The 25185-nt window shown below is 61.8% G+C and carries 21 protein-coding genes, 1 pseudogene and 1 riboswitch; of the genes and pseudogenes, 14 read left to right on the top strand and 8 right to left on the bottom strand.

What is annotated here, in order from left to right; translation table 11 throughout:
* Positions 1-23: 23 nt before the first annotated feature.
* Together EOA32_RS12395 and EOA32_RS12390 are read right to left on the bottom strand one after the other, a co-directional pair.
* On the bottom strand, positions 24-1523 hold the full coding sequence (locus EOA32_RS12395; protein WP_128371917.1) for a sugar ABC transporter ATP-binding protein: 1500 nt from the start codon (positions 1521-1523) through the stop codon (positions 24-26).
* Between the two features lie 24 nt (positions 1524-1547).
* Positions 1548-2600 (bottom strand): ABC transporter substrate-binding protein, encoded by a 1053-nt coding sequence (locus EOA32_RS12390; protein ID WP_128371915.1) that lies wholly within the window; start codon positions 2598-2600, stop codon positions 1548-1550.
* Positions 2601-2839: 239 nt separating this feature from the next.
* Here EOA32_RS12390 and EOA32_RS12385 point away from each other — a divergent pair, with 239 nt between their 5' ends.
* The 4 genes from EOA32_RS12385 (at position 2840) to EOA32_RS12370 (ending at position 6663) form a co-directional block, all read left to right on the top strand.
* Positions 2840-3640 (top strand): IclR family transcriptional regulator, encoded by an 801-nt coding sequence (locus EOA32_RS12385; protein ID WP_128371914.1) that lies wholly within the window; start codon positions 2840-2842, stop codon positions 3638-3640.
* A gap of 80 nt (positions 3641-3720) precedes the next feature.
* A complete protein-coding gene (locus EOA32_RS12380; RefSeq protein ID WP_128371913.1) occupies positions 3721-4602 on the top strand; it encodes a DMT family transporter in 882 nt (293 codons plus the stop codon).
* Between the two features lie 328 nt (positions 4603-4930).
* Entirely contained in the window at positions 4931-5749 is an 819-nt protein-coding gene (locus EOA32_RS12375) for an FkbM family methyltransferase (RefSeq protein ID WP_189407107.1), read from the top strand.
* Complete coding sequence (locus tag EOA32_RS12370) at positions 5746-6663, top strand: hypothetical protein (protein ID WP_128371911.1); 918 nt, start codon at positions 5746-5748, stop codon at positions 6661-6663. Before EOA32_RS12375 ends, EOA32_RS12370 begins: the two co-directional genes overlap by 4 nt.
* Here the strand turns inward: EOA32_RS12370 and EOA32_RS12365 are convergent.
* The 6 genes from EOA32_RS12365 to EOA32_RS12340 form a co-directional block, all read right to left on the bottom strand.
* A complete protein-coding gene (locus EOA32_RS12365) occupies positions 6660-7337 on the bottom strand; it encodes a class I SAM-dependent methyltransferase (RefSeq protein ID WP_210214829.1) in 678 nt (225 codons plus the stop codon). The genes EOA32_RS12370 and EOA32_RS12365 overlap by 4 nt on opposite strands.
* Positions 7328-8599 carry a glycosyltransferase gene (locus tag EOA32_RS12360; RefSeq protein ID WP_245499253.1) on the bottom strand — a complete coding sequence of 424 codons (1272 nt, stop codon included), beginning with the start codon at positions 8597-8599 and terminating at the stop codon, positions 7328-7330. Before EOA32_RS12360 ends, EOA32_RS12365 begins: the two co-directional genes overlap by 10 nt.
* Before the next feature lie 22 nt (positions 8600-8621).
* Positions 8622-10310: a hypothetical protein gene (locus EOA32_RS12355; protein WP_128371909.1), complete on the bottom strand. Its 1689-nt coding sequence runs from the start codon at positions 10308-10310 to the stop codon at positions 8622-8624.
* Positions 10310-11269, bottom strand: coding sequence for a glycosyltransferase family 2 protein (locus EOA32_RS12350; RefSeq protein ID WP_245418583.1), 960 nt, complete (start codon positions 11267-11269; stop codon positions 10310-10312). The genes EOA32_RS12355 and EOA32_RS12350 overlap by 1 nt, the downstream gene beginning before the upstream one ends.
* Positions 11270-11605: 336 nt before the next feature.
* On the bottom strand, positions 11606-15133 hold the full coding sequence (dnaE, locus tag EOA32_RS12345; RefSeq protein ID WP_128371908.1) for a DNA polymerase III subunit alpha: 3528 nt from the start codon (positions 15131-15133) through the stop codon (positions 11606-11608).
* Positions 15134-15250: 117 nt separating this feature from the next.
* On the bottom strand, positions 15251-17263 hold the full coding sequence (locus EOA32_RS12340) for an acetyl/propionyl/methylcrotonyl-CoA carboxylase subunit alpha (RefSeq protein WP_128371907.1): 2013 nt from the start codon (positions 17261-17263) through the stop codon (positions 15251-15253).
* 266 nt (positions 17264-17529) lie between these two features.
* Here EOA32_RS12340 and EOA32_RS12335 point away from each other — a divergent pair, with 266 nt between their 5' ends.
* The 10 genes and pseudogenes from EOA32_RS12335 to EOA32_RS12295 form a co-directional block, all read left to right on the top strand.
* Entirely contained in the window at positions 17530-18657 is a 1128-nt protein-coding gene (locus EOA32_RS12335; RefSeq protein ID WP_128371906.1) for an S-(hydroxymethyl)glutathione dehydrogenase/class III alcohol dehydrogenase, read from the top strand.
* A 67-nt stretch (positions 18658-18724) separates the two neighbouring features.
* The gene (gfa, locus tag EOA32_RS12330; protein ID WP_095779248.1) at positions 18725-19294 is read left to right on the top strand and encodes an S-(hydroxymethyl)glutathione synthase; all 570 of its coding nucleotides are present in this window, start codon (positions 18725-18727) and stop codon (positions 19292-19294) included.
* A gap of 62 nt (positions 19295-19356) precedes the next feature.
* Positions 19357-19824: a YaiI/YqxD family protein gene (locus tag EOA32_RS12325; protein ID WP_128371905.1), complete on the top strand. Its 468-nt coding sequence runs from the start codon at positions 19357-19359 to the stop codon at positions 19822-19824.
* A gap of 24 nt (positions 19825-19848) precedes the next feature.
* Complete coding sequence (locus tag EOA32_RS12320) at positions 19849-20526, top strand: DUF1345 domain-containing protein (RefSeq protein WP_128371904.1); 678 nt, start codon at positions 19849-19851, stop codon at positions 20524-20526.
* A gap of 103 nt (positions 20527-20629) precedes the next feature.
* A complete protein-coding gene (locus EOA32_RS12315; protein ID WP_095780689.1) occupies positions 20630-21511 on the top strand; it encodes a cytochrome b/b6 domain-containing protein in 882 nt (293 codons plus the stop codon).
* Position 21512: 1 nt separating this feature from the next.
* On the top strand, positions 21513-22304 hold the full coding sequence (locus EOA32_RS12310) for a molybdopterin-binding protein (protein ID WP_128371903.1): 792 nt from the start codon (positions 21513-21515) through the stop codon (positions 22302-22304).
* Positions 22304-22432 carry a hypothetical protein gene (locus EOA32_RS40565; RefSeq protein ID WP_259979720.1) on the top strand — a complete coding sequence of 43 codons (129 nt, stop codon included), beginning with the start codon at positions 22304-22306 and terminating at the stop codon, positions 22430-22432. The genes EOA32_RS12310 and EOA32_RS40565 overlap by 1 nt, the downstream gene beginning before the upstream one ends.
* 139 nt (positions 22433-22571) lie before the next feature.
* Positions 22572-22658, top strand: a riboswitch (glycine riboswitch).
* Positions 22659-22807: 149 nt separating this feature from the next.
* Positions 22808-23908 (top strand): glycine cleavage system aminomethyltransferase GcvT, encoded by a 1101-nt coding sequence (gcvT, locus tag EOA32_RS12305; protein ID WP_128371902.1) that lies wholly within the window; start codon positions 22808-22810, stop codon positions 23906-23908.
* Positions 23909-23915: 7 nt separating this feature from the next.
* Positions 23916-24284, top strand: a complete 369-nt coding sequence (gcvH, locus tag EOA32_RS12300; protein ID WP_067000208.1) for a glycine cleavage system protein GcvH — start codon at positions 23916-23918, stop codon at positions 24282-24284.
* A gap of 16 nt (positions 24285-24300) precedes the next feature.
* A pseudogene (locus EOA32_RS12295) lies at positions 24301-25185 on the top strand (glycine dehydrogenase (aminomethyl-transferring)); the annotation flags it as partial.

Genomic DNA, 25185 nt, shown 5'->3' with positions numbered 1-25185 from the left:
GGCTCTCGCGTACGGAATGATGCTCATGCCGCCACCTTCCGCCTCTCTGCACCCATTGCCGCCGACACGATGGCTTCCTCGCTCAGCGCGGCACGCTCGATCATGCTGACGACGCGGCCTTCACGAACCACCGCGACGCGGTCGCATAGATGCACCAGTTCCGGCGTATCGGAACTGAGCAGCACGACCGCCTTGCCAGCGGCGGCGAAGGCGCGAAGCATCAGATAGATTTCGCGCTTGGTCTCGACATCGACGCCACGCGTCGGATCGTTGAGCAGCAGCACCAGCGGATCGTGCGGCATCCACTTCGCCAGCGCGACCTTCTGCTGATTACCGCCCGACAAGGCCTGCGCCGGACGCTGCAGGTCGCCCTTGATGGAAAGCTGGGCGGCGAGATCCCTTCCCTTCTGGCGTTCAGCCTTGCGGCTGCGCAGCTTCAACGACGGAAGCCTCGCGAGGGAAGGCAACATCATGTTGGTGATGATCGGATGAATAAGGTGGAGGCCCTCGCGCTTACGGTCGGCTGGCACATAGGCGAGCCCCAGCGCGTTGGCTTTCGGCACATTGCCCGGCAGGCCCGACACGCCGTTTACCGTCGCCGAAACCGTCCTCGCCGGGATGGCCCCATAAAGACCGAGCAGCAGATCCTCCTGCCCCTGACCGACCAGGCCGCCTATGCCCAGCACCTCGCCGGTCCCGATGTCGAGGTCGACGTCGTGCATCAGGCCGGCCGAGAAGCCGCGGACCGAGATGGCGGCGCCGGGCGATACCGACGGCTGCCATTTCGGAAAGAGATCGCCGGGGTCGCGGCCGACCATCAGGCGCACCAATCCAGTCGCGTCGGTTCCCTCCAGCGACCGGTCGGCCGTGCAGGTGCCGTCCTTCAGCACGGTCACATGCTGGCAGAGCGCCATCACCTCGTTGAGCCGGTGCGAGATGTAGAGAATGGCGACGCCTTCTCCACGCAACCGTCCCAACAGGGCGGTGAGGATTTTCGTTTCCGCCGCCGAGAGCGACGAGGTCGGCTCGTCGAGGATGAGCACGCGCGGCCGGCGATAGAGAGCCTTGGCGATCTCCACCATCTGCCGTCGCCCGAGAGATAGATTCCCAACCGGTGTCGACAACGGCTCGTCGAGGCCGACAAGTTTGCATGCCGCCTTCGCCCGCGCGGCAAGCTCCGTGTAATCGACCAGCCCGAAGCGCTTGGGATAGGCGCCGATGCCGATATTCTCGGCTATCGAAAGGCTGGCCGTCAGGCTGAGCTCTTGCTGCACGACGGCGATGCCGGCCTGCCGCGCGAGCGCTGGCGTCATGCGTGCCACGGCACGCCCATCGACCTCGATGGTCCCGCTGTCCGGGCGCAAGGCGCCCGACAGGAGGTTGATCAAGGTCGACTTTCCGGCGCCGTTCTCGCCGAGCAGCGCATGCACGCGGCCCGGCTGGAGAGCGATGGAGACGTCGCGCAGGACGGGGTTGCCGAAGAACGCCTTCGACACCCCCCGCGCGGCAAGGAACGGAGCCATGGTCAATGCTGCGACCCTTCCGGCCTACTTCTGCGCCAGCAGCTTCTTGAACAGCTCCTCATCGTAGGGCGAATAGATGTAACCGTCAGCCGGGAAATCTTTCGCCCGGGCGAGGTATTGATCGATGTTGGAATTGTCGATGACCGGCAGCGGAATCTTGACGAAGGCCGGCACGTCGTTGCCCTCCAGCGCCTGGACCGCGGTGTAGGTGGCAAAGGCGCCGAGCCAGTTCGGCTGCATGGTCGCCCAGCTCTTCAGGCCCTTTTCCTTCCACAGCTCGAGGAACTGGCGCGCATTCTCGCCGGTGATCGGCACCTGGTCGCGGCCCTGCTTGTCGAGCGCGAGCACCGCACCGGCCGAGAGCGCGCCGCCGAGCGACAGGATGCCGTCGATCTCGGGATTGGCGAACAGCAGGCTGGTGACGGCTTCCTGGGCCGGCGCGACATTGTACGGCGTGTTGGTCTCGGCGAGGATTTTCACGTCGGGATGGGCCTTGAGCTCGGCATCGGCGCCCTTGCGGCGGTCGTCGCTGACCGAAACGCCGGCCGGGCCGTTGAGGATGAGGATCTTGCCCTTGCCGCCGATGGCGTCGATCAGGAACTTCGCAGCCTGGTCGCCCCACTGCGAGGAATCCGTGTTGACCTTGGCCGTCACCTGGTCGGTATCGACCAGGCTGTCGAAGTTGATGATCGCGATGCCCTTGGCGCAGGCATCCGCGATCACGCGCGCCGGAGCGGTCGAGGAACCGGCGATCAGAATGATGGCGTCGACATTGGAATCGATCATCGACTGGATCTGCTGGATCTGCACATTGGCGTCGCCCTGGGCGTCGGTCACGACCAGCTTGTCGACCAGCCCCTGCTTCTTGAGCGCCTCGACCTCGGCTTCGATCGTGCCCTGGGTCTGCTTCATCCAGGTCGGCACGGAATAGATGTTGGCCCAGCCGATCGTATACGGCGCCTTGCGGTCGCCCTTGATGCACTTCGCGGCCGCATCGGCCTGCGAGCCGACACCGACGGCCAGGACGAGACCGAGGCAAAAGGCGCTGGCGGATGCGAAAAACGATGACTTCTTCATGACGGTTCCCCTTCTGTAGCTCTTGTCCGGACGCGCGGAGTCGGGACGGCGAAACACCGCGGTCGCCGCGTCGCGGAAACCGCTTGTTCGTCGTCTGGACTTCTTCTGCCCGGCTCGTTAGTTTGTCCGATATTCCAGACAACATGTCTGTATATCGGACAAACGGGATGCTAGACTGAGCCTTGACATCTTTCAAGCGTCTTGAGACGAGAGCCGAAAATGATTTTTGGGCGGCTGGCATGAGCGAAGGCGCAACTGGTTTGATCGAGGCAGGCGCCGGGGCACAACCGCAGCCCGGCGAGCGCCGCCGCGGCATCGACCGCGTCATCATGCTGCTCGAGGCCCTGCTGAAGCATCGCGCGCCGATGCGCATCGGCGACATCGCAAAGATGATCAACGCACCCCGTTCGACGACCTATGAGATCGTCAACAGCCTGCTCGAAGCCGAGATGCTCGAAAATGTCGGGTCCGAGGGCTACGTCTATTTCGGCCGGGCGATGCACTTGTTCGGATGGGCGTACTCGCATCACAACGCACACTATCGCCGGATACTTGAAACGCTGGACAGGATGGCGGCCGAGACCGGCGAGACCGTTCAGCTCTGTGGTCTGCGCGGCAACAAGTATGTCGTTCTCGATTGCCGGGATTCTCCCGGCCCTTTCCGCATCTCGAGCGATGTCGGCGTCGAGGTGCCGATCCCGTGGACGGCGTCGGGGCGGCTGCTGGTCGGCCATATGCAGGAGAGGGAACTCAAGGATTTCATTCCTGCCGCCGACTACGAACTCCCCGACGGCCGGGTCATTGCTCCCGACGAATTCTTCGCCGATGTCGACCTGGCTCGCCGGCAGGGCTTCAGCGAGACCTCGGCGCTCGCCGACCGCTTCACCTGGTGCATGGCGGCTCCCATCCGCGACAGCCACGGCGCCATCAACACGACGCTTTGCTTTGTGCTGCCGGTCGATACGCCGGAGCCGCGTCGCAACCAGTTGCTTGAGCTGCTGCGCGAGCGTGCCCGCGCACTGTCGCTCGCCGGAAGCTGAGCCGGAATGCGGCCGTCTGGCCCAGTCGAATGCCGCGACTACCGATTGCGGCACAACGACGGTCTTGCGACATAGCGCCAATGGCACCCGCTCCCTCGATCACCAAGGCCGCGCTCTGGATGGCGCTGTCGATCGCCTCGTTCCTGGCGATGTCGGTCGCCGGCCGCACCGCGACGGCCGCGCTCAATGTCTTCCAGGTGCTGGAGTTGCGCTCGGTGATCGGCTTCTTCATCCTGCTGCCGCTGGTGCTGACGGCCGGCGGCTTTAGGGCGATGCGCACCCAGCGCCCGCTCGCCCACATTGCCCGCAACGTCGTCCATTATGCCGGCCAGGCCGCCTGGCTCTATGCGCTGACCTTGATTCCCCTTGCCGTGCTGATCTCGATCGAGTTCACGACCCCGATCTGGACGGCGATCCTGGCGGTGAGCTTTCTCGGCGAAAGGCTGTCGCGGCCCAGGCTGACGGCAATCGTGCTGGGGCTGATCGGCGTGGTGATCATCGTGCGTCCCGGCGTCGGCTCGGTCGATCCCGGGCAACTCGTCGTGCTGGGAGCCGCAATGTGCTTCGGCGTCTCGGTGGTCATGGTCAAGTCGCTGACGCGAACCGACAGCGTCGTGCGCATCATCTTCTGGATGCTGATCATTCAGTCCGTGGTCGGCCTCGTCCCGGCGCTCTATGTCTGGCGCAACCCGGCAGTCGAACTGTGGCCGTCGATATCGGTGGTCGCCTTCACCGGCATGTCCTCCCATTTCTGCATGGCCCGCGCGCTCAGCCACGCCGATGCGACCGTCATTTCGCCGATGGACTTCCTGCGCGTGCCGCTGTCTGCGCTCATCGGATGGCTGCTTTACAACGAGCAGATCGATGTCTTCACCGCCGGCGGCGCCTTGCTGATCCTGACCGGCAATCTGCTCAACCTGCAGCGCAAGGCGCCTCAGCCTGCCGAAGTCGCGACCTCCTAGCTGTGTGGTCAGACGCCCGGTTGGGTTGCCTGCGATCCGACACGCTGGCTGGCGTCGACACCGGGCCCATGGGGCATTTCATCAGCACGGGTGGAGCGCATAACACCGCCAACTACGCCATTGCTGCCTAGCCCGGGCCAAATCGCCTTCAGCCAGCCGTTCATTGGCATGGCGGCACCCGCTCTCATCCCTCCTTGCGATGAGCAAGGCGCCTTTTGTCGGCTTCACTAAAAAAAAGGCAATGCCGTTTAATTTGACAGCGCCACTGCCTCGCTGTCCGCAATTTTCCAGTCTGAACGGGCGTGAACGAGTTCTCCGGAGGGCCTCGATGAATACTATGAAGCATGCATTTCATCTAGTGAACGTTCTTGGCAATATAGTTCCCCATGCCGGCAGGCGCTTTTTGCTGGATAGGCTTGGATTGGGCAAGATTTTGCAGCGGGCGTCCAAGGGGAGCATCGATCAGGTCAAACTGCCAAACGGCTATGACCTCTTCTTCAACCCGATGCTACACTGGAATGCAACCAACCCAAAAAATCACGAGCCAGAAGTCACCGCCCTGCTCCACCGCTATCTAAAACCAGGGGCCATTTTCTATGACATTGGCGCCAATGTCGGGTTGCATTCGCTGATCGCGTCGAAGATTGTGGGCCCAACGGGACGAGTGCTTGCGTTCGAGCCGGGTGAGATCAACCTTAAGTATTTCCGCCGGACACTGGAAAACGGGATCCCCAACCTATCGCTGCACGAATTCGCGATTGGTGCTGCCGACGAAGAGAGGGTGTTCGACCTCAGGGGTGGCGCAATGTCGGGGAAGCTGGTCGGTCCCGGGGAGAATGCCGTCGCTCCCGTCAGCGTGCAAGTTAGGTGCATCGACAGCCTCATAGCTGAAGGCTATCCACGCCCTGATGTAATAAAGATAGATATCGAAGGAGGCGAGGCAGACGCCCTGCAGGGGGCCGTGAAAACTTTGCGAACACATCCGGTCGTGATCTGCGAGATGCATGATTTCGCGCCCGAGGAAGTGAAACGGGCGATGAAATCGCTGACAGAAGCTGGTTATCAGGTGACCCGAATCCCTGATAGATCGCCATCGGATCATTCGCGTAGCCATCATATTGTGGCAGTACGGGGCGACGGCGTTTGAATTCTGCTAAAGCAAGATTTGTGGTGTCCCGCCTAACCGTCCTGGGCGACCAGGTTTTTAACTGGGGACATTCCCACCGTGCGTCCATTCGCAATCTTGGGCTCATAGTGGCGATTTCGATTTTTGCTGGCGGCCTGCTCTTGGCTATCCAAAGCATGCCTGGCCTATTTGAACGGCTTAACGCAATCCCCTTTGTCTTCCTTGTCATGGTCGCAGTGCCGGCCACGGCGGCGCTGAATGCGCTCGAGCTCCAGATCATGGCAGCAATGGCAAAGAAGAACATGGCTTGGGCAAACGCATTCGAAATCGGCGTCTTTTCAAGTGCCGCCAATATGCTGTTTTTGCCGGCTGGCCTTTTGTCGCGCGCTGCGGCGCTACGGGCACACGGAGTCGGACTGCGCTTTGGAGGCAGCCTGATTCTTTTTTTCATGGCGTTGTGGTTTGGGGCAGCGTTTGGCTATTCGGGCCTATTCCTTCTTGCGCTCGGCCACATGAAAATCGGTGCAGGTTTTGCCACTGTCGGATTGCTGTGCACGGGCGCCAGCATTGTCTTCCTGGTTCGCCTCCGATCCGGTTGGAGACTAGTTGTTTCGGCGTTGGCCATAAAGCTCGCTGGCTTGATCCTCGAGGCCTTTCGGCTTTGCCTCGCGGCAAGCGCGCTCGGGATCGGCCTCGGCTTCAATCAGGCTTCAACCTTTTCGATAGCTTCCATAATCGGAACACTAACCTCTCTCGTTCCGGCAGGCTTGGGGATCACGGAGGCGATCACGGCATTACTCTCGCCGCTTGCCGATATCGATTCTGTCGCAGGTTTCCTGATTGCTGGAACCAACCGAATTGCCGTAGTGCTGGGTTTGCTCTTGCTGGCGGTCATTCTTGTAGGGACAAGGCGATTGAGATCCCTATCTGATTAATTCCGGCTGTATACGTAGAAATCGGCAAAAGAGGTATTGTCGGGATCGCGCGGATCAAGCGGATAAGCGTTCGGAGTCACCGAACAAAGCTTCCAATCCGGTCGATTGACCTCGATCCACTTCGTAAACATGCGATGCTTTACGTGCGGTTCCGGGGTCGATTCAGCTGAATTGCTTGAATACACAATGACAAACCGCTCTGAAGAAGAGAACAGGTCCCGCATATACGTATCAAATACGGTGTCTTCCACCAGGTGATATACCACGTCCAATGACAGCGCGAGATCGTGCTGACCACCCGGGTAGTTGTGGACAAGCTCGAATTGTTTGGTCGGATCATTCGCGAACCGCTTTCGACACTGGGCGACCGCCGAAGGTGCATTGTCGAGCCCTAAGTATTTTGGATATTCTGCAAGGGCCAGTTGTATCCCGTCGCCGCAGCCGAACTCAACTACCGACTGAATTTCGTGACTTGCTACAAAGCGATTGAGAAAATCGGCCTTAAACCGCGCGAGACGGTTGGCTGAACCGGCACCCGACGTGCCGCCATCCCTGTAGCGCCTTTCCCAATAGTCAGCAGAATTTCGAAATTTCAGCGCGGCCAAGGCAAAATATACCTCTCGAACGAGCGGCCCCGCAAACCAACTCTTCTTCGCCCATTTCTTCAACGACATAATTTTGGACGCCCTTCTTTCGACCGGCAATTTGTGAAGCATCGATGGGTTCGTCTCTCGGCCGATAAAACTCGGTGATAGATTTCGTGGAATCGTTCAGCGGTCTTGGCGATCGTGCCCTCGGACAGAACCCATTCCTTGGCACTAGCGGCGAGGCCGATTGCAAAGCGTTTATTTGTAACCATTCTCTCCACCGCCTCGGCGATTTCTCCCGGAGATCGCTCGGCGACCAGAAGCCCTGTCTCCTCATGGCGAATGATGTCGACGAGACCACCGCATCGCGACGCAATCACGGGCAGGTCGTGGAGCATCGCTTCGAGCGGCACGACGCCCTGCGCTTCCATTGTGCCATCTGCCGCACGGCGAGAGGGAATGACCAGAACATCGCTTCTGCGCATCCACTGGCTAACCTTTTCCGGCTGCAGCCAACCCGTAAACAGTATGCGGTCGCGCACCTCGAGAGACGCGGCCTTCGCCTCGAGGGTTTGCCGGTCCGGCCCATCGCCCACGACAACGAGTCGTGCGCCTGGCAGACGGCTTTGCAGCAATGCGAGAGCGGCGACTGCATCCTCCGCTCCCTTGCAGTCAATTAGCCTTCCGACGAACAGCAAGAGAGGGTTTGCTTGGTCGGCGAATCCACACTCCCAAGACGGGGCCGTTTCCTCACGAGTTCGAGAAGATGCTCCGATCGGAACGATCTCGACCCGATCGGGGTTTGCGCCCAACCTGCGTAGCGCAGCCGCCGTCGCGGCAGAGTTGGCCGTCAGGAATGATGCGTGCCGCGCGGCAAGCTGTTTCGCCCACATCGGCAGACGTCCCTGCAAACCGAGAACGTCACTGCCATGCGCACTCACGACGAGAGCCGTTCGACCGAGACAGGAAGGCAAGGCAGTGATTCCTTGCGGGACCACCCAATGTGCATGGATCAGATGATGGCGACGCGACTTGGCTAGCTGATAGGTAGCAGCAGCTTGCGCGACCACGATGAGTGGCAGCTTTATCGCTTTTGATGGCTTCGACTTGATATTTTCGAGCGCTCCTGCGCCATAGAAGACGTTTTCCAGCTTTTCAGGCCAAGCATAGCGAAACCGATGAACGGTGACACCGTTGCCCAGATCCTCGACCGTCTTGCTGCCGGGCGAATGGGGGGCCAACACGTCCAGTTCTATTCCCCTGGCCGCGAGCGCGAAAACCAGATCGGACATAAAGGGGGTGACGTTGTCGCCATGAAAGCGAGGAAAAGTGGATGTGGAAATCAGCACGCGCAAACTGGCAGGCCCTCAACTAGAACCCGGTGAAGATCGTCGTTGGCGGCGCGCGCGCGGGAACAGGCGGGTTTCGCCCATGGCGCAACGTGGCAAGTCCGCCCCGAAAGCTATGCGTTCCCTCAGTTAACTCGACAACATCGCCCGGCAGGATCGATCGCCGGTCAATTTCAACCGGTGCATCGGCCGTCATAGTGTAGGGTCCAGGAATGTGAACCGCGAATGTGGCTTCAACCCCGCCTGTGGCGGGTAGCTGCTTTCCCGCGATCCAGATTGGACCCCAATGGCGCACATAGTTCTCTTTCAGAGCCTCTATGTCGGCAGGGAGCAATCCTTCGCCCGCATCGATCGATACAGTGCCGGGTTCCAACGCAGCCGAAAGCGCCGGGCCCGAGACGATGACGAAGGGCGGTCTTTCTTTCTCGATCGCATGCAGAAGCACCGGTTCTCCTCGATCGCGATACTCTTCGATTCCCCAGGTGCTCATCAAAAATCCTGCGTGGGGATAGGATGCAACCATGCCCGTTTGAGCGATATAAGGTACCGGGTTCGGAAAGATCTGATGCACGGCGGAAATCAGTGATCGCTGAGCCGATTGGTCTCGCTGAAATTCTGGAATCGCATGCCCAACCGCCAGGGCGACGAATATCACGGGGATTGCCCCCGAAATTTTTGACAGGGAAGAGAGCTTATCTGCGGCCAACGCCCCGACCACCGCCACGGGTGCCATCATGAACACATGGAAGTAGGGAAAGCTGTTTCGATAGAAGGCAATGCATAACAACGGCGAGGCGAAGCTAAGTATAGTTAATGCGCGGAGCCTCTCCGCGCCGCTATTGTTGATTGTCCGAGCTACAGCCAGGCCCATTCCGACGCAGATCACCGACCATTGCAGCGCGTTCACCGCCAGCGAATACGCCAGAAATCTCGCCCCGTAGAAGAGGCTGCTATGAACCAGCTGCTTGTTGTAAACGGAGGTCAGCGTATTCCCGGCCTGAGATACGGCCTGCGCCAAGCTTGCCGAGTGACAAAGAAACAGGCCGACGAACGCCGTGGCGGCAATCACGAGTGCGACGGCCATATTCCGGAGCAATACCTTATCGTGGGTGCGTGCCAGTTGCAGGGTCGCGACCATTGTTATGGCCGGGACATAAAAGACCGATTTTATCGAGATCAGGCCCGCAACCGTCACCGCCAGCGCAGAAAGGATAAGCAGCCTGAGCGGAAGGCGGTCGCGCGTCAGCCCGAATAGTGCACCCATCAGAAGTGTCGTGATGATCGGGTCGGCACGGAAGCTCGTCGCGTTCCGCATCACAAAACCCAGTGTGGCGTAAAGCACCGTCGCCCATAAAGCCCCGCGAATGGAAACGAGGTTCTCGGCCGTTTTGAAGAGGAACCAGAGCGTGGCCAGGTGAAGAAGCCACATCAGGCAGCGCGCAATGACGATCGTGCCTATCTCGTCGGTGGGCAGCAATGTCAGCCACGAAAATAGATGGACGTGAAACGTTTGCAAGGCAAGACTAAGCGAAGCCCGCTTGTATTCGAAAATCAGTGATAGGAAATGGAATTCGTCCCAGTTAACTTCCCGAAAGAGCGCCGTTGTCAATTCCAGTACTGCGATAGCGCCGAACAGAATAAGAATTGTCCATCGACCGACCCTGACAGGAGCTTCAGACCTCGCATCGAAGAATCCGGCCAAACTCGTCATTATTCGACCCGATCCATCTGCTCTTCGATTTTCCGTAGCTTGAAAAGCGTCATCTCGAGCATTTGCCGATTGCGCCCAATTAGGTCGGCGAGAAGTGCGAAAAGCAAAGTGATAAAACCTACGATGATCAACACGCCGCCAAGGACCAGCGATTGAATGTGGCCCCTATTGTCTCCTACCAAAGACAACCACAGAAAACGGAGTATCGGCAACGAGCCAGCGAAACAAATTACGCCACCGATGAGCAGAAACGCGTTAAGTGGATTGTAAAGGGCATAGGAGCGTACAATTGTGATGCCGGTATTGAAAATAAAATGAGGTATGCTTTTAAATAAACGAGACCGCCGCATGGGCGCATTGGTTCGAATGGGAACCGACGCCACCGCCAATCGCCTCTTGCCAGCGAGGATCAGCATTTCCGTTGTATAGGAAAAGCGCGACACAATGTTGATCTGCATTGCGGCATCGCGACTTATTGCGCGAAATCCGCTGACTGCATCGGGAACGTCTATCCCCGCCAAATGACGAACGACGCGGGTCCCGACGCGCTGCAGGATCTGCTTGCCTGACGAGAAATGGAAATTTGTACGCACTTGGCGGTCGCCAATGACGATGTCAGCTTCGCCACGCAGAATAGGCCCGACAAGCAGCTCTATGTCCGACGCGTTGTATTGGTTGTCGGCGTCCGTATTGACAATGATATCGGCTCCCGCGCGAAGGCTGGCGTCTATCCCCGTCTGGAACGCAGCCGCCAAGCCGCGATTGCGGCGATGGCTAACCACGTGATCCACATTGAGGCTTCTCGCAACGTCGGCAGTCCCATCGGTGCTACCATCATCGATCACAAGAATGTCGACGCTATCTATCCCCTCGATCTTGCGCGGTATTGCGGTAACGGTGGCCCCAAGACTCGCTGCCTCATTGTAACAGGGAATCTGGATAACCAGCTTCAGTGCCAAGATCGTCTCCCCACGCCCTGCATCATCATAAGCCAAGTACTTTATTTTTGGTTACCTGGTTACCGGAACACAAAACTCTACGAGGGTTACGATTCTTGCCGGGCGACTTTTGAGTGCCAGATTGTCAGCTTGGTTTGCCGCTCACGCCATCATTAGCAAGAACAAGTTAGGCAAAGATATACAGAACCATACGTCGTTGAGCGAATGACGTGGTTTGGCCAGTACGGGTGATCGCGGCGGGGCTTGAACTGGTGGCCACGCCTCGCGCCAAAGCATTCAAGGAAAGCGCTACCCGGTTTCTGTTCGGAGTTGCGCGAAAACAAGTCGTTGGAACGCTTACACCAGTTCCACTTCGACGACACCCGGCACCGCGCGCATGGCCGACGCGACCTGCGGCGAGATGCGATAGCGGTTGGGGAGTTCGATCTCCACCTCGCCCTGGCCGGCTTCCTTGATCAGCACGAAGCTCACCTGACCCTCGCCCTTCACGGCAAGCTGGTTGGCAAGGACGTTGATCGGCTGAGCATCGCGCACGAAGATGCGCAGCGCCTTTTGGATGCGGCTTGCTTCGTCCTCCAGCGACTGCACCGTTTGGATGCGCAGATTGATGCCCTCCGGCCGGTCTTCGGCCGAGACGGTGATCACCACCGAACGGCCGGGCTCCAGCATGTCGCGATACTGCGCCAGGCCTTCGGAGAACAGCACCGCCTCGTACTGGCCGGTGGTGTCGGAAAACTGCACGACGCCCATCTTGTTGCCGGTGCGGGTCTTGCGCTCTTGCTTCGTGGTGACGGTGCCGGCGAGCCGGCCGGCCGCGGCGCCGCGTTTGACCGCGGCGGAGAATTCCGCCCAGTTCTGCACCCGCATCTTCTGCAGCGCGGCCTTGTATTCGTCGAGCGGGTGCGCCGAGAGATAGAAGCCGACCACCTGGAACTCGCGGTGCAGCCGGTCGGCGGCAAGCCATGGCTCGGCCGCCGGCAGGTTGAGCGCCTGCGATTGCGCGCCGAGCGAGGCGCCGAAAATATCCGTCTGGCCCGAGATGGCGTTCTGCTGCGCCAGCGATGCGAGCCCCATCATCCGCTCCACGCCGGCCATCATCACGGCGCGGTCGTGCCCGAAGCAGTCCAAGGCCCCCGCCATGATCAGGCTTTCGAAGACGCGCTTGCCGACGATCTTCGGATCCACGCGCTCGCAGAAATCGGCAAGGCTCTTGAACGGCCTCTCACCGCGCTTCTCGACAATGTGCTCGACCGCCGCGTCGCCGACGCCCTTGAGCGCCGCCAGCGAGTAGAAGATCTTGTTCTCGCCGACCTCGAACGGTCGGAAGCTGGTCATCACCGACGGCGCCACCACCTCGATGCCGAGGCGCAGCGCGTCCTGGCGGAAATCCGCCAGTTTGTCGGTGTTGCTCATGTCGAGCGTCATCGACGCCGCCAGGAACTCGACCGGATAGTGCGCCTTGAGGTAGGCGGTCTGGTAGGAAACGACCGCATAAGCCGCGGCGTGCGACTTGTTGAACCCGTAGTCGGCGAATTTCGCCAGCAGATCGAAGATGAAATCGGCCTGCGCTTTGCCGACGCCGCGCTCGACGGCGCCGGTGACGAAGCGCTCGCGCTGCTTGTCCATCTCGGCGCGGATCTTCTTGCCCATGGCGCGGCGCAGAAGATCGGCTTCGCCGAGCGAATAGCCGGCAAGCTCCTGCGCGATCTGCATCACCTGTTCCTGGTAAACGATGACGCCTTGAGTTTCCTTCACAAGGTGGTCGATCTTGGGGTGGATCGAGGCCATCTCCTCCTCGCCATGCTTTCTGGCATTGTAGGTCGGGATGTTCTCCATCGGGCCTGGGCGATAGAGCGCGACCAGCGCGATGATGTCCTCGATGCAGTCCGGCCGCATGCCGATCAGCGCCTTGCGCATGCCCGCGCTTTCAACCTGGAACACGCCGACCACCTCGCCGCGCGACAGCATGGCGTAAGTCTCGGGGTCGTCGAGCGGGATGCGGGCAAGATCGATATCCACACCGCGCCGCCGGATCAGTTTCACCGCCGTTTCCAGCACCGTCAGCGTCTTCAGGCCGAGGAAGTCGAATTTTACCAGCCCGGCCTGCTCGACATATTTCATGTTGAACTGGGTGACCGGCATGTCCGAGCGCGGATCGCGGTACATCGGCACCAATTCCGACAACGGCCGGTCGCCGATGACGATGCCGGCGGCATGCGTCGAGGCATGGCGGTAGAGGCCCTCGAGCTTCTGCGCGGTGTCGAGCAGCGTCTGCACGATCGGCTCCTTTTCCGCCTCCTCGGCGAAGCGCGGCTCGTTGGCGATGGCGTCCGCCAGCTTGACCGGGTTGGCCGGGTTCTGCGGCACCATCTTGGAGAGCTTGTCGACCTGGCCATAGGGCATCTGCAGCACGCGGCCGACGTCGCGCAGCACGGCGCGCGCCTGAAGCGTACCAAAGGTGATGATCTGCCCGACCTGGTCGCGGCCGTATTTCTGCTGGACGTAGCGGATGACCTCCTCGCGCCGGTCCTGGCAAAAGTCGATGTCGAAGTCCGGCATCGAGACGCGGTCCGGGTTGAGGAAGCGCTCGAACAGCAGCGAGAAGCGCAGTGGGTCGATGTCGGTGATGGTGGTCGAATAGGCGACAAGCGAGCCGGCGCCCGAACCGCGCCCCGGTCCGACCGGGATGCCTTGCGCCTTCGCCCATTTGATGAAGTCGGCAACGATCAGGAAGTAGCCCGGGAACTTCATCTTCTCGATGATGCCGAGCTCGAATTCGAGCCGCTCGCGATATTGCTCGACCGTGTAGCCGGGCGTCGGTCCGTGCGCGGCAAGCCGCGCCTCCAGGCCCTCGCGCGCCTGGCGCGCGAGCTCGGCGGCTTCCGCCTTCTCGGCGGCGTCCTTGTCGGCGGAGTCGGCGCCGGTGAAACGCGGCAGGATCGGGCTGCGGTTCTTCGGATAATAGGAGCAGCGCATAGCGATCTCGACCGTGTTGTCGATCGCTTCCGGCAGGTCGGAGAACAGCCGCGCCATCTCGGCCTGGCCGCGCAGGAAATTGTCGGGCGAAAGCCGCCGGCGATTGTCGGCGGCCACCACTGAGCCTTCGGCGATCGCAATCAGCGCGTCATGCGCCTCATAGTCTTCACGCTTGGAGAAGAAGGCCTCGTTCGTCGCGACCAGCGGCAGTTCGTGGGTATAGGCAAGGTCGAGCGTCGACTTTTCGACCATGCGGTCATAGCCGGCGACCCGTTCCAACTCGACATAGAGACGGTCGCCGAAAAGCTCTTTGAGGAACAGCAGTCGCTGTTCGGCAAGGTCGCGGCGGTCCGCCTTCAGCGCGCTGCCGATCGGGCCGCGCGGGCCGCCGGTCAGGCATAGCAGGCCATCGCAATGGCTCTCCAGCATGGCGCTGGTCATGTGCACCGGCTCGCCGGGCGGCGTTTCCAGATAAACCTTGCTGATCAGCCGGACCAGATTGGCATAGCCGGCCTCGCTGGCGGCGATCAGCACGATCGGCGACGTCTCGGGACCGTGCCGGCGGCGGTCGCGTTGGGCGTCGCTCGTTTCGCCGGAAAAGACGAGGTCGACCTGGCAGCCGATGATCGGCTGGACGCCGTCCTTGACCGCTTTCTGGGCGAATTCGAGCGCGCCGAACAGATTGTTGGTGTCGGTCACTGCGATCGCCGGCGCTTCATCCTTGACCGCGTGGCCGACGATGGCGCCGAGCTGCAGGGCGCCCTCGAGCAGCGAATAGGCTGAATGCACGCGCAGATGGATGAATCTCCGTGCAGGCGTCTCCGGCTGCGTGGCCTTCACGAGAGCTTCGCGCTGCAAAGGGTCGCGTGGAAGTCGTTCATCCGCCATATTTTTTCGCGCTATCTCAAGGACTCATCCGTGCAGATGTATTGTCCCGGACGCCGCGATGCCAGTCCAGTACAATCGATCGCGAACCACAAGCTTGCGGCCACTGTCGCCCTGTGCTCAGGCGAACTCCATGATCACAGCGTCGACCGCCAAGCTGTCGCCCGGTTTGGCGTTTAGCTTCGCCACGGTGAGGTCGCGCTCCGCGCGCAGCACATTCTCCATCTTCATCGCCTCGACCACGGCCAGCGTCTCGCCGGCCTTGACTTCTTGGCCCTCGGCGACGGCGATCGACACCACCAGTCCTGGCATCGGGCAAAGCAGCATTTTCGAGGTATCCGGCGGCAGCTTTTCCGGCATCAGCCTTTCCAGCTCCGCCGTCCGCGGCAGCATGGCTTGAGCCGTCACCGACATGCCCTTCCAGGCGATACAAAGGCCGTTCAGCACCGGCCGGACTTGCGCCGCGATCCGGCTGCCGCCGACCGTGCCGCGCCAGATCGCGTCCCCTGGCCGCCAGTCGGAAGCGACCGTCAGCGGCTCGCTGCCATCGATCGACAGATCGATCTCCATCGGGATCGAGACCATGCCGTCCAGGATGCCGGCGCAAAGATAGTCCGCGCCGATCTTCACCACCCAGTCGCGCTTGAGATGGCCCGAATGCGGTGCCAACCGGCCGCTGAGCCGGTCGAGCCGGTCCCGCCGCAGCAGCTCAATCGCGGTGGCGATCGCGGCGAATACCGCCCTCTCCTCACCGTTCGGTTCGACCGGCGCGAAACCGTCCGGATACTCCTCGGCGATGAAGCCGGTGGAAAGCCGCCCCTCGCGCCAGCGCGGATGCTGCATCAACGCAGCGAGGAACGGAATGTTGTGCTCTATGCCGTCGACGACAAAACCGTCCAGTGCTTCGGACATGGCATCGATAGCCTCGAGCCGCGTCGGCGCCCAGGTGCAGAGCTTTGCAACCATCGGGTCGTAGAACATCGATATCTCGGCGCCTTCGGCAACGCCGGTGTCGTTGCGGATCACCACATCGCCGAACATGCCCTCTTGCGGCGGCCGGTAGCGCGTCAGCCGGCCGATCGAGGGCAGGAAATTGCGGAACGGGTCCTCGGCATAGAGACGGCTTTCCACCGCCCAGCCGTTCAGCTTCACCTCGTTTTGCCTGATGCCGAGCTTTTCGCCGGCGGCGATGCGGATCATCTGCTCGACCAGATCGATGCCGGTGACGAGCTCCGTCACCGGATGCTCGACCTGTAATCGCGTGTTCATTTCAAGGAAATAGAAGTTCCTGTCCTTGTCGACGATGAACTCGACCGTGCCGGCGCTCTGGTAATCGACGGCTTTCGCCAACGCCACAGCCTGCTCGCCCATGGCCTTGCGCGTCTTGGCGTCGAGGAACGGCGACGGCGCCTCCTCGACCACCTTCTGGTTGCGGCGCTGGATCGAGCATTCGCGCTCACCCAGATAGAGCGCATTGCCATGCGCGTCGGCCAGCACCTGGATCTCGATATGGCGCGGGTCAACGACGAATTTCTCGATGAAGACGCGGTCATCGCCGAAGGAGCTTTTCGCTTCCGAACGCGCGCGCTCGAAGCCGTCGCGCACTTCCGCGCTGCTCCTGGCGATGCGCATGCCCTTGCCGCCGCCGCCGGCCGAGGCCTTGATCATCACCGGATAGCCGATCTCGCCGGCAATCCTGTCGGCGTGGTCGGCATTTTCGATGACGCCCAGCCAGCCGGGCACGGTCGAAACCTTGGCCTGGCTGGCGAACTTCTTCGATTCGATCTTGTCGCCCATTGCGCGGATCGCCTTGGGCTTCGGTCCGATGAAGATGATGCCTTCCTTTTCCAGCGCTTCGCAGAAAGAGGCGCGTTCCGACAGGAAGCCATAACCCGGGTGCACCGCTTCGGCGCCGGTTTCCTTGCAGGCGGCGATGATCTTCTCAGGCACTAGATAGCTCTGCGCGGCCGGCGACGGGCCGATATGCACAGCCTCGTCGGCCATTTCGACATGCACGGCGTCGCGATCGGCGTCCGAATAAACCGCGACCGTGGCGATCCCCATCTTGCGCGCCGTCTTGATCACGCGGCAGGCGATCTCGCCGCGATTGGCGATCAGGATCTTCTTGAACATTCGGATGTCGTTCCTCCGGCGAAGCGGTCCAGTTCTATGGACAATCCCGACGCGCCTCAAGTGTCTCCAACCCCTGCCCTTCGGCACTCGATGCTTTTGCAGAAACGGCGTCGAAAAACGTCGCAACAGACGTTGGCCGCCACCTTCGAACCCGGTAAGGTGGTGGCGAGCGCAAGAAAATGGCAGGCGGTATTCGCCTCGCCGGGCAGGCTCGGCGGCCTGCCATAAAGCTGAGACTTTTAAGATTGCCTTGGGAGGAATGCCTCATGAAAACGCGTGCCGCAGTTGCCGTTGGTGCCGGAAAGCCGCTGGAGATCATGGAGGTAGACCTTGAGGGGCCGCGCGAAGGCGAGGTGCTGATCGAGGTCAAGGCGACCGGCATCTGCCACACCGACGAGTTCACGCTCTCGGGCGCCGATCCGGAAGGCATCTTTCCGGCGATCCTCGGCCATGAGGGCGCCGGCATCGTCGTCGATGTCGGCAAGGGCGTCACCTCGGTCAGGAAGGGCGACCATGTCATCCCGCTCTACACGCCCGAATGCCGGCAGTGCCCGTCCTGCCTGTCGCGCAAGACCAATCTGTGCACCGCCATCCGCGCCACGCAGGGCCAAGGCCTGATGCCCGACGGCACCTCGCGCTTTTCGGTCGGCGGCGAGAAGCTGTTCCACTATATGGGCTGCTCGACCTTCTCCAACTTCACCGTGCTGCCGGAGATCGCGGTCGCCAAGGTCAATCCCGACGCCCCCTTCGACAAGATCTGCTATATCGGCTGCGGCGTGACCACCGGCATCGGCGCCGTCATCAACACGGCCAAGGTCGAGCAGGGCGCCACCGCGGTCGTCTTCGGCCTCGGCGGCATTGGCCTCAACGTCATCCAGGGCCTTCGCCTGGCCGGCGCCGACATGATCATCGGCGTCGACTTGAACAACGACAAGAAGGCCTGGGGCGAGAAGTTCGGCATGACGCATTTTGTCAATCCGCAGGAGATCGACGGCGACATCGTGCCTTACCTAGTCAACCTGACCAAGCGCGGCGCCGACCAGATCGGCGGCGCCGACTACACCTTCGACTGCACCGGCAACACCAAGGTGATGCGCCAGGCGCTCGAGGCCTCGCATCGCGGCTGGGGCAAGTCGGTCATCATTGGCGTTGCCGGCGCCGGCCAGGAGATTGCGACGCGGCCCTTCCAACTGGTCACCGGCCGCACCTGGATGGGCACCGCCTTTGGCGGCGCGCGCGGCCGCACCGACGTGCCGAAGATCGTCGACTGGTACATGGAGGGCAAGATCCAGATCGATCCGATGATCACCCATACGCTGACGCTCGACGACATCAACAAGGGTTTTGCCCTCATGCATGAGGGCAAGTCGATCCGCAGCGTCGTGGTTTACTGAAGCAATGCCGCATCGGTCGTGGGCTGGAGCCCGCAACCTTTGCGGCTCAACATGGGAGGAAGGACGAATGGCGGAAAAATTGCATCCGAAGATCGACAACGGGCTGCCGAAGGAAAGTGCTGCCTTTTCCGGCGGGACGCTGGTCTGTCTCTGCACCAGCAATCCGGTGAAGGTGAAGGTCAAGGGCCAGATCGCCCACAACCATGCCTGCGGCTGCACCAAATGCTGGAAGCCGGAGGGCGCGGTGTTCTCGGTCGTGGCCGTTGCCGGCACCGGCGACGTCACTGTTACCGAGAATGGCGACAAGCTGAAGGTGGTCGACCCGGCAGCGCTGATCCAGCGCCATGCCTGCACCAGTTGCGGCGTGCACATGTACGGCCCGGTCGAGCGCGACCATCCCTTCAAGGGTCTGTCCTTCATCCATCCCGAGCGCTTCGAGGAGGACGGCTGGTCGCCGCCGGGCTTTGCCGCCTTTGTCTCCTCCATCATCGAAGCCGGCGTCGACCCGAGCCGCATGGACGGCATCCGCGGCCAGCTGAAGTCGATCGGGCTCGAACCCTATGACTGCCTCAACCCCGCCCTGATGGACTACATCGCCACCTGGACGGCGAAGAAGTCGGGAGCCTTGGCGGCCTGACGATTGCGGGATTTCTGGTAAAGGGCCGGCCAACGCCGGCCCTTTGCACATTTGGAGAGACGATGCCAGCACCCATCATCTATGTCGATGCCGATGCCTGTCCGGTGAAGGCCGAGGTCGAGAAGGTGGCGGAGCGGCACGGCGTCGTGGTTACCTATGTCTCCAATGGCGGCCTGCGCCCGTCGCGCGATCCGATGATCCGCAATGTCGTAGTCTCCAAGGGCGCGGACGCTGCGGACGACTGGATCGTCGAGAACGCCAAACCCAACGATGTCGTGGTGACGGCCGATATCCCGCTTGCCGCGCGCACGGTGGCGCTCGGCGCGCATGTGCTGGGACCTACGGGCCGTCCCTTCACGCCCGAGACCATCGGCATGGCGGTGGCGATGCGGGATTTGAAGCAGCATCTGCGCGAGACCGGCGAAAGCCGCGGCTTCAACGCCGCCTTCACGGCGAAGGACAGGTCAAACTTTCTCGGCGAGCTCGACCGCATCTTGCGGCGAGCGCTCAAATCCGCCAAACCCGACTGACCCGAAGCCCTTTGAGAACCGGCCATGGGCGACGACATATCCCTCAACACGCCGATCCACCGGCACGTGCAGTTCGCTTTGGCTGCGGCCATTGGCATCGTCGCGCTGCTTCTCGCCCTGATGCTGGGGGCGCCGCTGCCCTACTCCATCGGCGCCAATCTCTTCTTCGCCGCTTACATTCTTCTGGTGCTGGTCGCGATGCCGAGGCTCACCGGCCGTTACCTGAGCAAGAACGCGCGTGCCACGGACCTGCCCGTGCTGCTGATTTTTGCGGTCACGCTCCTGGTCGTCGGCCTCGCCATCGGCTCGCTGTTTCAGCTCATCAACCAAAAGGCTGCCGCGCATCCGCTGGAGGTTCTGTTCGCGATGCTGTCGATCCCGCTTGGCTGGTTCACAATCCATGCCATGGCGGCGCTGCATTATGCGCATGTCTACTGGATGGACGGCGACGAGATCGACGAGAAAACCAGGAAGAAGAATCCGGTCGGCGGCCTCGATTTTCCCGGCGGCAAACGCCCGGAAGGCTGGGATTTCCTGTATTTCGCGACCGTCATCGGCATGACTGCGCAAACCGCCGACACTGGGATAACGACCTCGCGCATGCGCCAGGTCGTGCTCGTCCATTCGATCCTGAGCTTTTTCTTCAACACGGTGATCGTCGCCGCCGCGGTCAATCTCGCGGTCAGCCTGGGCAGTCCATAATAAATCCGTGATCGGATGAAACAACGCTTGGGCCGGAGACGTATTGGGAGGAGAACAAGGCTCTGAGAGGCCGCAGACGAGCGAGCCGGGAGGACATCCAGATATGGAGACCGTCGCCAGAAGCGAACCCTCCACCGAGGTAGAAGCATCCACGCCGAAGGACCCGACGCTGATTTACCGGCAATCGGGCTGGACGCGCCTGACCCATTGGCTCTGGGCGTTCTCGCTGTTCTTCATGCTGCTTTCGGGCCTGCAGATCTTCAACGCGCGCCCGCAACTCTACATCGGCAAGGAATCGGGCTTCCAATACAACAATACGATCCTCGAGATCGGCGCCGAAAACACAGACGGCGGACCGCGCGGCTTTGCCAAAATCTTCGGGCATCGCTTCGACACCACCGGCGTGCTCGGCTGGTCCGGCCCTCCCGGACAGGAAACGCCGCGCGCCTTTCCGTCCTGGGCGACGATCCCGTCCTACTACGACCTCGGCACGGCCCGCGTCGTGCATTTCTTCTTCGCCTGGGTGCTGAGCGCAACCCTGCTCCTTTGGCTGATCGCGAGCCTGATCAACGGCCATATCCGCCGCGATCTTGCCCCTCGCCTGGATGACTTGCGCAAGCTGCCGCGCGACATCGTCGACCATGCGAGGCTGAAATTCCACCATGCGCGCGAATACAACACGCTGCAGAAAATGGCCTATGGCGGCGTGCTCTTCGTGCTGTTGCCGCTGATGATCATCACCGGGCTTGCGATGTCGCCGAGCATGAACTCGGTGCTTCCCTGGCTCAATGAAATCCTGGGCGGCCGGCAGACGGCTCGCACCATCCACTTCATTGTCATGGTGCTGCTCGTGCTCTTCTTCGTCGTCCATATGCTGATGATCGTGGCTGCCGGCCCGATCAACGAGCTGCGCTCGATCATCACCGGCTGGTACCGCACCGACCCGCCCGCAAAGCACGACCAGGCAACCGAGAGGAGCGCCTGACATGGCAAAATTCCAGACTAGCCGCCGGAAGTTCTTGACCTCCGCCAGCCTCGGTCTGTCAGGCATCGCGCTGTCCGGCTGCGATGCCTTCGACAGCGGTCTGGGCGTCGGCAGCGGGCTGCGCAGCTTCCTCGAAAACGCCAACGGGCTGACATACCGCGCGCAGCGCCTGCTTGCCGGCCGGTACGCGCTGGCACCGGAATTCAGCGAGGCCGACATCCGCCAGCCGCAGCGGCCGAACGGCGTCACCGCGCCTGACGACGACACCTATAAGGGTCTTCTCGCCAACAATTTCGCCGACTGGCGCCTGGAGGTGACCGGCCTCGTCGAAAAACCGCTGTCGCTCACCCGCGAGCAGTTGCACAACATGCCGAGCCGCACCCAGATCACCCGCCACGACTGCGTTGAAGGCTGGAGCTGCATCGCCAAATGGACCGGCACACCTTTGTCGCTGGTGCTCGATCAGGCCATCGTCAAGCCGCAGGCGCGCTACGTCATGTTCCATTGCCTCGACACGATCGAGCAAAGCGTGTCTGGCGACATCAAATATTACGGCAGCATCGACCTGATCGATGCCCGCCATCCGCAAACGATCCTGGCCTACGGCTTGAACGGCAAGCCGCTGCCGGTCGAGAACGGCGCGCCGCTGCGGGTGCGGGTCGAGCGCCAGCTCGGCTACAAGATGCCGAAATATCTCTACAAGATCGAGCTGGTCGACGGCTTCGCCAATGTCGGCGGCGGTCGCGGCGGCTATTGGGAAGACAATGGCTACGACTGGTATGCCGGTATTTGATGGCGCTTCGCCTGCAGGCCGAGCACGATCTTGCGTCAGCCGAGTTCAACGCGATTGAGAAAAGCCTCACGGCGACAATCGGCCATTCCAACATCATCCTTTGCAAGACGATGGCCTCGGGCGACTAGGCCGCCTTGCTGGGCCGCCGTTCAGACCAGATCGGGTGTTGTCATCGGCGTCGGCTGCCGAGAGATATGTCGCTGGGAGGTGACAAGGTGTCGCCGACGGGCTATGGATGGCGCGTCGAGGGCTCAGGTGACTGAGTCCTACCTGTTTGCGGGAGAGAACAGCGCAAGCTGTCGCCGAAGGGGAAATCGCCCGAAATCTCTCAGGCAAAAGAACCGTGGACGGGAAAGACAACTCTGGAAAGTCGGGAATCTTCCCGCGCCGAAGGTGTAAGCGCTGCCGACAGAGTTACGGGGCGCGAGTCTCTCAGGCTTCAGACAGAGGGGCACGGACTGGACCGCCAATGGCGGTCGATTGCGTGCGACTCTGGAGAAGACATGACCGGCGAAGACACTAAACATCTACCCCTCGAGGATTTGCATAGCGCCGCGGGCGCGCGTTTCGGCGCTTTTGCCGGCTGGTCGATGCCGCTGACCTATCCGGCGGGCGTGATGAAGGAGCACCTCCACACGCGCGAGCATGCCGGCCTGTTCGACATCTCGCATATGAAGCTGTTCGAGGTCGGCGGCCCGGGCGCCGCCGCCCTACTCAACCGCGCCTGCCCGCTCGACGCCGGCGCGCTGGAGATTGCCCAATCCAAATATACCTTCTTCCTCAACGAGGCCGCCGGCGTCATCGACGACTTGATCGTCACGCGTCTTGGCGATAGCCGATTCATGGTGGTGGCCAACGCCGGCAATGCGGCCGAGGACGAAAGGCATCTGCGTGCGTTGGCCGCGGATTTCGATGCCAAGGTCGAGCCGCTCGACCGCGTCTTCCTGGCGATTCAGGGCCCGGATGCCTGGGCGGCCCTTTCGCGAGCCGGTATCGAAACGGGCTCGCTGCTGTTCATGCATGGTGTCGAGCCCCGGCAAAACTGGTTCATGAGCCGCTCCGGCTACACCGGCGAGGATGGATTCGAGATCGGGCTGCCGGAAGCGGATGCCCGCGATCTCGTCGGCAAGCTGCTGCAGGATGAGCGCGTGCAATGGATCGGCCTTGCCGCCCGCGACAGCCTGCGGCTCGAGGCCGGGCTCTGCCTGCATGGCCAGGATCTGACACCCGAGATCGATCCGGCGAGCGCCGCTTTGATGTGGGCGATCCCTAAGGAGCTCCGCGCTTCCGGTCAGTTCATCGGCGCCGACGCGCTGCGCTCGATCCTCGAGCGTGGGCCGTCTCAGAAGCGCGTTGGCCTGAAGCCCGATGGTCGTCAGCCGGTGCGCGCCGGCGCCGCGCTTGTCGATGCCGATGGCAATGCGGCCGGTCACGTGACCTCGGGCGGCTTCGGGCCGTCGACGGGCCACCCGGTCGCCATGGGCTATGTCGACAATGCGCTGGCCAAGCCCGGCAACAGACTGTTCGCCGAAGTCCGCGGGACCAGGGTCCCGATCGACGTCACTTCGCTGCCCTTCACGCCACATCGCTACCGCAAAGGATGATATTCCGATGGCAAATACCTATTTCACCGAGGATCATGAATGGCTGCGCGTCGAAGGCGGCGTCGCCACCGTCGGCATCACCGACTATGCGCAGGAGCAGCTCGGCGATCTCGTCTTCGTCGAACTGCCGGAAATCGGCCGCAAGCTCGCGAAGGGCGACACTGCAGTAGTCGTCGAATCCGTCAAGGCGGCCTCTGACGTCTACGCGCCGGTCGACGGCGAGATCACCGAAGCCAACACAGCACTGTCGTCGGATCCTTCGTTGGTCAATTCGGCGGCGACCGGCGACGGCTGGCTCTGGAAGATGAAGCTTTCCAACGCAAGCCAACTCGACAGCCTCATGGACGAGGCCGCCTACAAAGCCCATATCGGCTGATACCAGGATCTTTGAAATGACCGCAGCACCCATTCCTTTCTCGGCCCGTCACATCGGCCCCAGTGTCAACGATGTCAGGGCCATGCTCGCCACCATCGGCGTTCCGTCCGTCGAAACGCTGATCAGCCAGGCCGTGCCGAGATCGATCCGCCTCGACCTGCCGCTCAACCTGCCCACTCCGGCCAGCGAGGCCGAAGCACTGGCCGAATTGTCGGCGATGATGGTGAAGAACACGGTGCTGAAGAGCTTCATCGGCGCCGGTTATCACGGCGTCCATGTGCCGCCGGTCATCCAGCGCAACATGTTCGAGAACCCGGCCTGGTACACGGCCTACACGCCTTACCAAGCCGAGATCAGTCAGGGCCGGCTGGAGATGCTGTTCAATTTCCAGACCCTGGTTGCCGAGCTGACCGGCCTGCCGGTGGCGTCGGCATCGCTGCTCGACGAGGCCACCGCCGTTGCCGAAGCGGTCGGCATTGCACTGCGCCATCACCGCGACAAGCGCACCAAGGTGGCGCTTGCCGGCACGCCGCATCCGCAGACGCTCGATGTCGTGCGCACCCGCGCCGAACCGCTCGGCACCGAGGTCGACGGCGAGACCATCGACGACAACACCGCCGCCCTGCTCGTCTCCTGGCCGGACACTTTCGGCGTCTATGGCGACCACAAGGCGGCGATCGAGAAGGCCCGCGCCGCTGGCGCTCTGGTCGTCTTCATCGCCGACCCGCTCGCGCTTACGTTGACGGATGCGCCGGCCAAGCTCGGTGCCGACATCGCCGTCGGTCCGATGCAGCGCTTCGGCGTGCCGATGGGCTTTGGCGGCCCGCACGCAGCCTATTGCGCCGTCTCCGACAAGCTCACCCGTCTGATGCCCGGCCGCCTCGTCGGCCAGTCGACCGAC

Origin of the sequence: Mesorhizobium sp. M1A.F.Ca.ET.072.01.1.1, assembly GCF_004023325.1 — a bacterium.
In the GTDB taxonomy this organism is placed as follows: Bacteria; Pseudomonadota; Alphaproteobacteria; order Rhizobiales; family Rhizobiaceae; genus Mesorhizobium.
Note: the sequence above shows the minus strand (reverse complement) of the source record. Positions and strands in the feature narration are given on the sequence as shown.

Coding starts and splice junctions, on each gene's coding strand:
- EOA32_RS12375 (WP_189407107.1), top strand. CDS start 4,931: ATGAATACTATGAAGCATGCATTTCATCTAGTGAACGTTCTTGGCAAT.
- EOA32_RS12325 (WP_128371905.1), top strand. CDS start 19,357: ATGCCAGCACCCATCATCTATGTCGATGCCGATGCCTGTCCGGTGAAG.
- EOA32_RS12355 (WP_128371909.1), bottom strand. CDS start 10,310: ATGACGAGTTTGGCCGGATTCTTCGATGCGAGGTCTGAAGCTCCTGTC.
- EOA32_RS12315 (WP_095780689.1), top strand. CDS start 20,630: ATGGAGACCGTCGCCAGAAGCGAACCCTCCACCGAGGTAGAAGCATCC.
- EOA32_RS12320 (WP_128371904.1), top strand. CDS start 19,849: ATGGGCGACGACATATCCCTCAACACGCCGATCCACCGGCACGTGCAG.
- gcvT (WP_128371902.1), top strand. CDS start 22,808: ATGACCGGCGAAGACACTAAACATCTACCCCTCGAGGATTTGCATAGC.
- EOA32_RS12380 (WP_128371913.1), top strand. CDS start 3,721: ATGGCACCCGCTCCCTCGATCACCAAGGCCGCGCTCTGGATGGCGCTG.
- EOA32_RS12390 (WP_128371915.1), bottom strand. CDS start 2,600: ATGAAGAAGTCATCGTTTTTCGCATCCGCCAGCGCCTTTTGCCTCGGT.
- EOA32_RS12310 (WP_128371903.1), top strand. CDS start 21,513: ATGGCAAAATTCCAGACTAGCCGCCGGAAGTTCTTGACCTCCGCCAGC.
- EOA32_RS40565 (WP_259979720.1), top strand. CDS start 22,304: ATGGCGCTTCGCCTGCAGGCCGAGCACGATCTTGCGTCAGCCGAGTTC.
- gfa (WP_095779248.1), top strand. CDS start 18,725: ATGGCGGAAAAATTGCATCCGAAGATCGACAACGGGCTGCCGAAGGAA.
- EOA32_RS12395 (WP_128371917.1), bottom strand. CDS start 1,523: ATGGCTCCGTTCCTTGCCGCGCGGGGGGTGTCGAAGGCGTTCTTCGGC.
- EOA32_RS12385 (WP_128371914.1), top strand. CDS start 2,840: ATGAGCGAAGGCGCAACTGGTTTGATCGAGGCAGGCGCCGGGGCACAA.
- EOA32_RS12335 (WP_128371906.1), top strand. CDS start 17,530: ATGAAAACGCGTGCCGCAGTTGCCGTTGGTGCCGGAAAGCCGCTGGAG.
- dnaE (WP_128371908.1), bottom strand. CDS start 15,133: ATGGCGGATGAACGACTTCCACGCGACCCTTTGCAGCGCGAAGCTCTC.
- EOA32_RS12340 (WP_128371907.1), bottom strand. CDS start 17,263: ATGTTCAAGAAGATCCTGATCGCCAATCGCGGCGAGATCGCCTGCCGC.
- gcvH (WP_067000208.1), top strand. CDS start 23,916: ATGGCAAATACCTATTTCACCGAGGATCATGAATGGCTGCGCGTCGAA.
- EOA32_RS12365 (WP_210214829.1), bottom strand. CDS start 7,337: ATGTCGTTGAAGAAATGGGCGAAGAAGAGTTGGTTTGCGGGGCCGCTC.